This is a genomic window from Chamaesiphon sp. VAR_48_metabat_403, from assembly GCF_031422475.1.
In the GTDB taxonomy this organism is placed as follows: Bacteria; Cyanobacteriota; Cyanobacteriia; order Cyanobacteriales; family Chamaesiphonaceae; genus Chamaesiphon.
This window is the reverse complement of sequence record NZ_JANPLS010000350.1, coordinates 1-8,756: the sequence shown is the minus strand read 5'-3', so window position 1 is coordinate 8,756 and position 8,756 is coordinate 1. Positions and strand designations below refer to the sequence as shown.

The window sequence follows — 8,756 nt, the reverse complement described above, 5'->3', positions numbered from 1 at the left end:
GGCTGTTGCGAGCCACTATCGATCGCCAGATTTACCCCAGTCAATCTCACCAATACATCATCTTCCGCTCTCGCACCCGCCAACGACTGAAGCGCGCCCACCTGCAATCTCCCATTGAGTCGCTGCGGATGAATATTCCCTTGCTTTTGACTGGCGATCGTTCCAGGCGTAAACTTAATATCGGTCGTAACTTGCCGCACATCCGCCGCAATTATCGATTTTGATTGCCATGTCAGCCGCACGGTTTTACCAATTAACTGCTGCTGCGTCGCAGGTGCATGTTTAATTTCCACCCACACCCAATCCGCCAGCCGAAATTTTTTAACTTCCTCCTGACTGGGTAAGATGAGTCGCCCGATCCACTCACCATTTGGCTTATAATCGACATCCTGACTATTGCCAGCGAGATTTTGGGATGAATTTTCATTTGCTGCTGCAACTGCCAGCAACAAGGGCATATTTGCTGGGTTAAGATTTGTCGAAATTGCCCCGTGACACCACCACCCCCAACCGATGCCAACGATACACAATACCCCCAACCACCAAGATCTTAACTTCATTACCGATTAGAGCCTAAAAGAATTAAATCCGATCGAAGATCGTGCTATTCAAATTGGTATTATACGATCGAACCCATTGCCATCAGCCGCTTTATTCAGCAACCCAAAACGCTCGATAAATCGACACAGAGGATTGGTACTACTTAAAAGGAGTTGGCGACTGCTTGAATATCGTCGGTTAATGTCGTGCGTAAACGCGATGCGCCGATCGATTCTAGCTGCTGGAGGGGAGCTGCTAAAATTTTCTGAAAGTTGGTTAGTCAGCACTGGATTGGGCAGCATTTCTAATCGGTAGTCCGACGATCTCCTTTTTGGCATTTGCGCGCTCGATTGCTCGATCTACATCTTGAAAATCCATGCCTAATCCATGCCTAATAAAACTCTTCTAGTTTTACAATTTTCGCACAATCTACAAAATCAGGAAAGTGGCTAAAGATTACTGGCATTAGGTCTTGGCGATCGTTGAATCTGGTAATAGGTTTGAATAGAATTGAAATTGATGGACTCACAATCCGCGAGGAAACTCTAGACAGGTTCGATTCCTGTACCTTAGATTAGAGCGAATCGATCTTTTCAGGTGTTAGTTGGGTGACGCGATCGATCGCGATCGCTGCACCGGATTGGAGTAGGCTGTGGCGGTAATTATCGATTTGGGAGGCATCAGCTAGAATGTGGGGTGGTAATACTCCTACGCCGATGAAGTGTCGATCGGGTTGTTTGGTACGGGCATTGACAATTGTGTGCATGTCTGCGACGGTATCGCCCACATAGACAATCGAATGATTTTCGGCAAGTTTCTGGCTGGCTGATAGCTGTTCCATAACCATAAATAATCCGGTGGGATCTGGTTTGCCTGGAGCGTCTTCCATTGCCACTAAAACGGGCGCAGTCAAACCGAGTCGGCGGTGGAGGATATAACTAGCAGAACCGCTGGTAGCACCGCTAAAAAAGCCCCAGGGGATGCCTGCGGCGGTCAATGAGTTAAAGTATTCTCGGCTGGCTAAGAGCGGCTCGTCGCAAATATAGCCATTCCAATCGACTGGATCGGTACCGCGATATTTGGTCTGAAAATAAGCGACAATTCGTTCGTATAGCGTCGGCTCTGCCGAATCGTAATTTAGTGGTAACTGAGATCGCGGCTGTCCCTGGCTTTCAAAATAGCGATAAATCAGCTCCTGCGAGCCTTCCCAATCATTATTCCAAATGCCTTCACCTTTGAGCTTATCGATGTCGATCGCAGTTGGGCGAAAGGCTCCGTTGGTGAATTCTGCTACGGTATCTGCCAGGGCACGACGATAAGAATTGCCTACGTCTCGAATTACCCCATCGATATCAAATACGACGATCGCGCTCATCTTTTGAATCTTGCCACTAACTTAACTCAAAATCTATCATATTTCAGCCGTTACCTAACAGCAATTCTCACGCTCGAAATTGAGACCGGGGCTGATGCTGGTTTTTAAAAATAAAACTGCTGCAATCCGCATTCTGTCGTCAACGATCGCCAAGATTGAAGCGATAAAATCGCGTGAGAGTTTTAAAATAAGAATTGCCGATCGTCTACAATGCGCTGCTCTGAAATAGCAAACAGATGGTATAATGATGGATTGTGTGCCAAAGTACTAAGCAAATATGACCGAAACCATTACCGAAACCTTACCAGTAACAGCATCCAAATTTATTTTAAAAGTTCTCTGGTTGGATGAGAACGTCGCATTAGCAGTAGACCAAGTAGTTGGTAAAGGGTTGAGTCCTCTGACTGCTTACTTTTTCTGGCCGCGCAATGATGCATGGGAACAACTCAAAGCCGAGTTAGAAGCCAAGCACTGGATTGCCGAAGTCGATCGCGTGGGCATTCTCAACCAGGCGACTGAAGTAATTAACTATTGGCAAGAAGAAGGCAAAGGTCGTCCCTTACCTGAAGCTCAGCTCAAGTTTCCTGAAGTTATTTTTACTGGCAGCAATTAGGCTTATCGGTTGGGTATTGGGTAATGTCCCGATTTTGTCGCAGGAGATCGGATCTTTTTAGGCGATCGCATTTACTCCATTACCCGACGAGATCGTTCGCAATTTTGAAATTTAATACCGATTCGAGTATCTACATTTACATTCACATCCGGTCATCTTTCCAAAATTAACTCAGCTCGGCTTGTAGGAGATTTAATAAAGATCTTGGCAAGCAGGTTTGAGGTAGCAGATGAATGTAAAATCTAGTCGATCGACAATCCTAATTTTACTAGCAATCTTATTAGGTGGCTGCGGTACTCGCGCTCACAACACAGCCACAGTTAGCAAATCGCCGCTTCCATCTGCAAATTCAGCAGGAGCTTCAACAAATTTAGATCTGTTTCGATTTATCCGTAACGATCGATTTGGTTATATCGATAGTACTGGTAAGATAATTATTCCAGCTCAGTTCGATCGAGCGGAAAATTTTAGTGAAGGTTTGGCGACTGTTGAAGTAGGCGGGAAATTTGGGTGTATCGATAAAACTGGTAAACTAGTCATTCCGGCTCGGTTTAACTTTATAAATAAATTTAAAAATGGGTTGGCAGCAGCAAATACCGATGAGCGAGAGGGCAAAGTTGGCTATATCGATCGCACTGGTAAATTAGTTATTTCCGCTCGATTTAATGAGGCTCGCGAGTTTAGTGAAGGTTTAGCCGCCGTTAAGATCGATCGTAAATTTGGCTATATAAATTCGCAGGGTAAAGTCATTATTCCGTTTCAATTTGATGAAGCTGCTGAATTTAAGAATGGTTTTGCTAAAGTCAGAACTGATATTTTTAGAGATAAAAATCCCGATCGGACGATCGATAAAACTGGTAAATTATTATCTGGATCGGCTCGATCGATCGATGGCAAAGATCGAGATCGCCTCATCCAAGTCGCCCACCCACTGAATAAAGCTGAAGCTTTAAAAGCTGAAGCTTTAAAACCTGGATTTGTAAAAAATAATGCTTATTATATGTTTGGCTATAAAGATCGCACGGGAAAAATGGCGATTCCGCTCCAATATTTTACCGACGCAGCCCCAACATTTAGTAATGGGTTAGCATGGGTAATCGTCGGCAATCGACTCGGCTATATCGATAAAACTGGTAAGCTAGCTATCCCCGCTCGCTATGGTGTTTCTGAGTACAGTAAAGGCGAACGTGATGCAGGCAGACTAGTTACTACCTGCGGTCGTAATTATTGTTTTTCTGCATCTAGCAATTTCGATCGTGGGTTAGCGGCAGTCGCAATTCCTCGAAGCTGTAATTTATTTGAGAAAGGAGCTTGTAACGATTATGGCTATATCGATCCGACTGGAAAATTAGTATTTAAATTTTAGATACATATCGATCTGTCGTTGGAGATCTGCTATATTTGTGGAGTTATCTAGATTAACATCTGCTAGGGCTGCTTTATCTGCTAGCGACATTTGACTATCGATGCGGATATTGGCGGCGGATGCATCAATTCGATCGCGGGTCATAATTCGGTGTAGTTGAACGGAGCGATCGCAACTAACTACCCAAATCTCAGTCACCAGATCGGTCATGTTTGCCTCAAAGAGCAACGGAATCGCCAGAACGGCGGTAAGATCGGCGGCAAGGCGGCTAACTTCAATCTCGAAGCAATTCCGCACGTAGGGATGAATTTGAGCTTCTAGCCACTGACGCTCGTGGATACTACCAAAGATAATTTCGCCCAACCGGGTGCGATCGAGTGTGCCATCAGATTGTAAGATAGTGATACCATATCGTTGACCGATCGCTTGTAAAATTGGCGAACCGATAGCTACAGCCGATCGAGCATAAATATCGGCATCCCAAATCGGTAGGTTATATCGCGATTGTAAGTAGTTAGTCACGGTAGTTTTGCCCGTACCGATGCCTCCAGTAATTCCAATTAGACGCATAAATTAGTGGATAGTGGATAGTGGATAGTGGGTAGCCACTTGTTATTGACTGTTTTTGAGAAAATGCGATTGATATTGACAATCGTGGATATAGAGATGGTTTTTAAAAGCTAACTTGATGATAAGTTGTGGAGGTAATAGTTTGACCGATCGACAAAATACAGATATTTGGGAATTAATTCAAGCATTCGATCGCGATCGTCGTCCCGATCTTTTAGATCGAAAATATAGTAAGATGCGGAAAAATGCTTTGGCGTTTTTCAGGGGTAGTTGTCATCTATTTTATCGAGATTTGCCAAAAGAGTCGAGTTTAAATTTAGCTCCACCCGTATGGATTTGTGGAGATTTACATTTAGAAAATTTTGGAGCTTATAAAGGCGAAGATCGTCAGATCTATTTTGGGATTAATGATTTTGATGAGAGTATCTTAGCTCCCTGTACTTGGGATGTCGTTCGATTGGTAGTTAGTACATTGTTAGCTATCGATAGCTTACCTTTCGATCGAGCTGATGGCGAGAGACTGGCACAAATATATCTTACCAGTTATGCTAACACCTTGAGTGCTGGCAATATTAGCGCGATCGTCGAAGCTAATGCACGCGGTATTGTTGCGAATCTATTAGCCGATTTACGTCGCCGCAAACGGAGCGATTTATTAGACGAGCGGACTATCCTAAATAAGGAACGACGGCAATTAAAATTCGACAATGAAAAGATCTTAGCAATTAGTCAGGAGCGATTTAAACTAGTCAAAGAGGTAATTGATAACTGGGCGCAAACTCAAGCCGAACCAGATTTTTTCAAGGTACTAGATATTGGATTTAGAGTTGCAGGTACTGGTAGTTTGGGACTCGATCGATACATCGTTTTAGTAGCAGGAAAAGGTTCGCCAGATCGAAATTATCTACTCGATTTCAAACAACAGGTAATTTCGGCTTTACAACCTTACTCAATCGGCAACCAACCTGAATGGCAGCATCCAGCAAAACGAGTAATGAAAGTTCAACAATTAGTCCAATTATCGCCACCCGCATTACTCGCAGCAATCGAGTTTGACGACCGCAGTTATTTATTAAGAGAACTTCAGCCTACACAAGATAAAATTGAGATCGAACCAGAGCTAATTAGTCTCGAACAAATGGAAAACCTCATCGATATAATGGCAGAAATTACTGCTTTTACACATCTGCATGGGAGCGGTAAATTGGGTGCAGCATCAGCACAAGCTCTCATCGATTTTGGGCAAAATTTAGATTGGCAACAACAGGTACTAGATTATGCTGTTAATTATGTTAGTCAAGTACGGTTAGATTTTGAATATTTCTGTCAGGCTAGTATCGATCGATAATCTCACATCTTACGATCTAGACTAAAGTTACTAGTGTTTTAGTGGATAGTGGATAGTGGATAGTGGATGGTTTTAGTGTATGGGTACAAAATGTGAGAATATCGATCGCAGCACCGCATCTTATTCTTAACCCCTAATTCGATCGTGAAATATTTGAGAATATTGTTAATTGGGATTGGCACGATCTCGCTATCGGCTTGTACTAGCACCATCCCGACATCATCGATACCTACAGTTTCACCTTCCCCAGTCATCGCCCCCACACCGACAATTTCCGCCTCACCGACTGTCACCCCCACACCAGGTAGTTCGCCAGCTCCAGGCGCGACTAGCCCCGCGCCAGCAACAGGATCGCCAACTACAAAAATTCCTAACGTCAGCCCCCTACAAACTCCAGGAGTAGCACCACTTCCCGCACAGGTGGGCGATTATCAAGTAATCGACGAGTTAAAACAGCCGCAATTTATGGTGCAAAGTCGCGATATTTTAAAAGCATCGAGTCTGCCGAATAGCAAGGTTAAATTTAATGCCGCAGATTTACTAGTAGTCTTAAAAAGTACGCGCAAATACTTTAAAAATCGCTTAGATAACGACCCCGATCTTCAGCGCGAGGGGATTTTAGGTACCCAGGGCGTGACGGTTTCAGATATTCTCAAGACACTAGATTTTATGGTGTTAACGCTCCAGCAGGATATCAAGGCTAAAAAATCGATTCGACTGCAAGATCCTAAATTTTTAAATGCCAACTTTCGGGCGATTCAATGGACGGCTTTCGATCCGACAGCACTGGATAAGAAACGGGTGCGGATGACTAAATATGCTGTATTCACTCATCCCGGATCTCGCAAACCAACTAAAGAATTTACCGCCGGATTGTACGCACTCAAACCAGGTACTGATGTTGATGCAATTCGGATTAGATATACCAAACAAGATGTTTTACAAAATATCTATGAACCTGAAGGTCAAGAATTTGGTGCAGTAGAACCGCTGGCTTATCTCGATCGCGAAGGTTTAGAATCAGCCTTAATGGAAGGGACTGTTTTAATTAAATTTACCGATGGCAAGTCAGCATTTTTTAATGTCGATCGCAATAATAATATCCCCTATATTAAAGGTTTAGATCCACTCGAACAAAAGCGATACTGGTATTTTAAACCCGTAACGGCAATTAAAGGATACGGGCAAACGATCGAAACCAAAATATCGCTCAAACCGGGCGTAACTTTTGCCGGAGATGTCTTAAATATCGGCTTGGGTAGAATCGTAGTTACAGAGAATGCGATCGATGGCAAGCCGCAATTACGGATGGGAATTATTGCCGACACTGGTGGGGCATTTTTACCCAATTTACATCAGTTAGATTTTTTGGCAGGGGTATTCGATACCAAGGCAGATTTCGCGGCATATACGCGCAAATTACCCGAATATACAAAAGCATATATTCTCGTCAAACGATCGGCAAGCAGCACCAAAATAAGCAACCGCAATTCGGGGAGTAGCAGCCAGAAGTTACAGTAACTGAGGATCTGCGATCGGATAAACTAGCTAAAAATCTCGCAATCTTTATCTAGTTTATCAAATTGATTATCGATCGCATTATCCGTCTAATTCCAGATTCTTAATCTATTATCTTGGTCTACTTATTGTGATGTTCGATATATTTCATTAACATGGACCATTACCGTAGAATCCACAACTTCCGCCGATTGGTGTAACAGGAGCAGGAGCAGGCTGACGATCTCGTTCTGCTTTACGCTCTTCTTCTTGTCGCGCTCTGTTTCTGTACAAAGCGTCATCTTGCCCCTGTTGTGATGATGTTGATGGTTCTGAACTCCCATTACTCATTGCCGCACCAAACACCGTTAGCCAAAATGCTGCTGCTGCTGCCTTTGATTTACGTTCCTGAGCCAAATATTGCTCTTTTTGTTTCGGAGTCAGACTTTCCCACTGCTTTCGGCGTTCTTCGGCTTTGGCTGCTTGTGCTGCTTCGAGTTTTTGTGCCAGTGGGGAAAGATTGATGTGATAAAGAGCGAACTGTCGAGCCACTGATGGCTCGATGTGCGGCTAGACTCGGAGAACTGGAGATTGCAATTAAGGCACAACTTGATAACCCAACAATGAATTTCATCGGACTTTATTCCTTATAATAAAAGGGTTTGGCATTTTGAGTCGTCATCGGGGTCGTAGCTTGTGGGAACTGGCAGCAGACAGCGGGAAGAATATAATTACAAAAATAACACAAAATCCCTGTAAGATAATAGCTACATAGATCGATCGCATCTAATAATTACGATCTACTTGGCAACTATCCATTCGATCGAAAATCATGCTGATTTATGCGAAGCATTAGACCGAGTTAGTATTTATTCTTGTAACGATCTGATTTGACTAGAGATCGACTTAATTTCTCGACTATAGTTATCGATTTTAATGCCATATCCAATTAAATTAGTCATAACTTCAGTACAATATTGTATATTTTTACCATCCAAACAGTAAGCAACACCAGCTACTCCTAGCACTGCCAAGCCTGCTTTGGTATCTGCATCCAGATTTTCTGTAACAATTGCACCGAGTCCGGCAATTGAGGCTAATGCCGCTGCCGAAGGCTGGGGATTTTTAAGCATATAAATACCCATTTCTCCAGACAAATTATTGAGTTGGAGTTGGTAGTCAGCTTGGCGTTGGCGTAATTGTTGGATATCGCCACTTTGAGCCAATACCATGCTTGGATTTAAGCAAGTCATGGCGAGGGTAATACCTAAAAAGAGCTGTTTAATTTTCATGATATGAGTGGTAGGTAATTTGGCAGAATTAGCGATATTAGGTGTCCGGCGGGGATATCTTGGTGCAAACATCCCAGCGGGTGTGGGGCTAGAGATTAATATCCCATTTGTTTGCCATGTTCCTTGTCATAAAAGGGATCGATTGCTGGGGTACT

Annotated in this window: 8 protein-coding genes and 1 pseudogene; 4 read left to right on the top strand and 5 right to left on the bottom strand. The window is 43.4% G+C overall.

Annotation, left to right across the window (positions count from 1 at the left end; genetic code table 11):
- Both RMO79_RS16930 and RMO79_RS16925 read right to left on the bottom strand, forming a co-directional pair.
- Positions 1-560 (bottom strand): annotated as a pseudogene (locus RMO79_RS16930) (hypothetical protein); the annotation flags it as partial.
- 554 nt (positions 561-1,114) lie between these two features.
- Positions 1,115-1,915, bottom strand: a complete 801-nt coding sequence (locus RMO79_RS16925) for a TIGR01548 family HAD-type hydrolase (RefSeq protein WP_310484385.1) — start codon at positions 1,913-1,915, stop codon at positions 1,115-1,117.
- A gap of 277 nt (positions 1,916-2,192) precedes the next feature.
- Here RMO79_RS16925 and RMO79_RS16920 point away from each other — a divergent pair, with 277 nt between their 5' ends.
- Complete coding sequence (locus RMO79_RS16920) at positions 2,193-2,528, top strand: 30S ribosomal protein PSRP-3 (RefSeq protein ID WP_310484384.1); 336 nt, start codon at positions 2,193-2,195, stop codon at positions 2,526-2,528.
- Between the two features lie 229 nt (positions 2,529-2,757).
- Positions 2,758-3,894, top strand: a complete 1,137-nt coding sequence (locus RMO79_RS16915) for a WG repeat-containing protein (RefSeq protein ID WP_310484382.1) — start codon at positions 2,758-2,760, stop codon at positions 3,892-3,894.
- On the opposite strand, the gene coaE is transcribed toward RMO79_RS16915, so the two are convergent.
- The gene (gene coaE, locus RMO79_RS16910; RefSeq protein WP_310484381.1) at positions 3,877-4,464 is read right to left on the bottom strand and encodes a dephospho-CoA kinase; all 588 of its coding nucleotides are present in this window, start codon (positions 4,462-4,464) and stop codon (positions 3,877-3,879) included. The two genes, RMO79_RS16915 and coaE, sit on opposite strands and share 18 nt — an antisense overlap.
- Before the next feature lie 118 nt (positions 4,465-4,582).
- Here coaE and RMO79_RS16905 point away from each other — a divergent pair, with 118 nt between their 5' ends.
- Together RMO79_RS16905 and RMO79_RS16900 are read left to right on the top strand one after the other, a co-directional pair.
- Positions 4,583-5,812 (top strand): DUF2252 family protein, encoded by a 1,230-nt coding sequence (locus tag RMO79_RS16905; protein ID WP_310484380.1) that lies wholly within the window; start codon positions 4,583-4,585, stop codon positions 5,810-5,812.
- A 144-nt stretch (positions 5,813-5,956) separates the two neighbouring features.
- Positions 5,957-7,333 carry a hypothetical protein gene (locus RMO79_RS16900; protein WP_310484379.1) on the top strand — a complete coding sequence of 459 codons (1,377 nt, stop codon included), beginning with the start codon at positions 5,957-5,959 and terminating at the stop codon, positions 7,331-7,333.
- A gap of 147 nt (positions 7,334-7,480) precedes the next feature.
- On the opposite strand, the gene RMO79_RS16895 is transcribed toward RMO79_RS16900, so the two are convergent.
- The gene (locus RMO79_RS16895; protein WP_310484378.1) at positions 7,481-7,861 is read right to left on the bottom strand and encodes a hypothetical protein; all 381 of its coding nucleotides are present in this window, start codon (positions 7,859-7,861) and stop codon (positions 7,481-7,483) included.
- Positions 7,862-8,178: 317 nt separating this feature from the next.
- Positions 8,179-8,673: a hypothetical protein gene (locus RMO79_RS16890; protein ID WP_310484377.1), complete on the bottom strand. Its 495-nt coding sequence runs from the start codon at positions 8,671-8,673 to the stop codon at positions 8,179-8,181.
- Between the last annotated feature and the right edge of the window lie 83 nt (positions 8,674-8,756).

Bases quoted from the DNA above. Each gene is read 5' to 3' on its own strand.
- RMO79_RS16925 (WP_310484385.1), bottom strand. From the start codon at position 1,915: ATGAGCGCGATCGTCGTATTTGATATCGATGGGGTAATTCGAGACGTA.
- RMO79_RS16920 (WP_310484384.1), top strand. From the start codon at position 2,193: ATGACCGAAACCATTACCGAAACCTTACCAGTAACAGCATCCAAATTT.
- RMO79_RS16915 (WP_310484382.1), top strand. From the start codon at position 2,758: ATGAATGTAAAATCTAGTCGATCGACAATCCTAATTTTACTAGCAATC.
- coaE (WP_310484381.1), bottom strand. From the start codon at position 4,464: ATGCGTCTAATTGGAATTACTGGAGGCATCGGTACGGGCAAAACTACC.
- RMO79_RS16905 (WP_310484380.1), top strand. From the start codon at position 4,583: ATGATAAGTTGTGGAGGTAATAGTTTGACCGATCGACAAAATACAGAT.
- RMO79_RS16890 (WP_310484377.1), bottom strand. From the start codon at position 8,673: ATGTTTGCACCAAGATATCCCCGCCGGACACCTAATATCGCTAATTCT.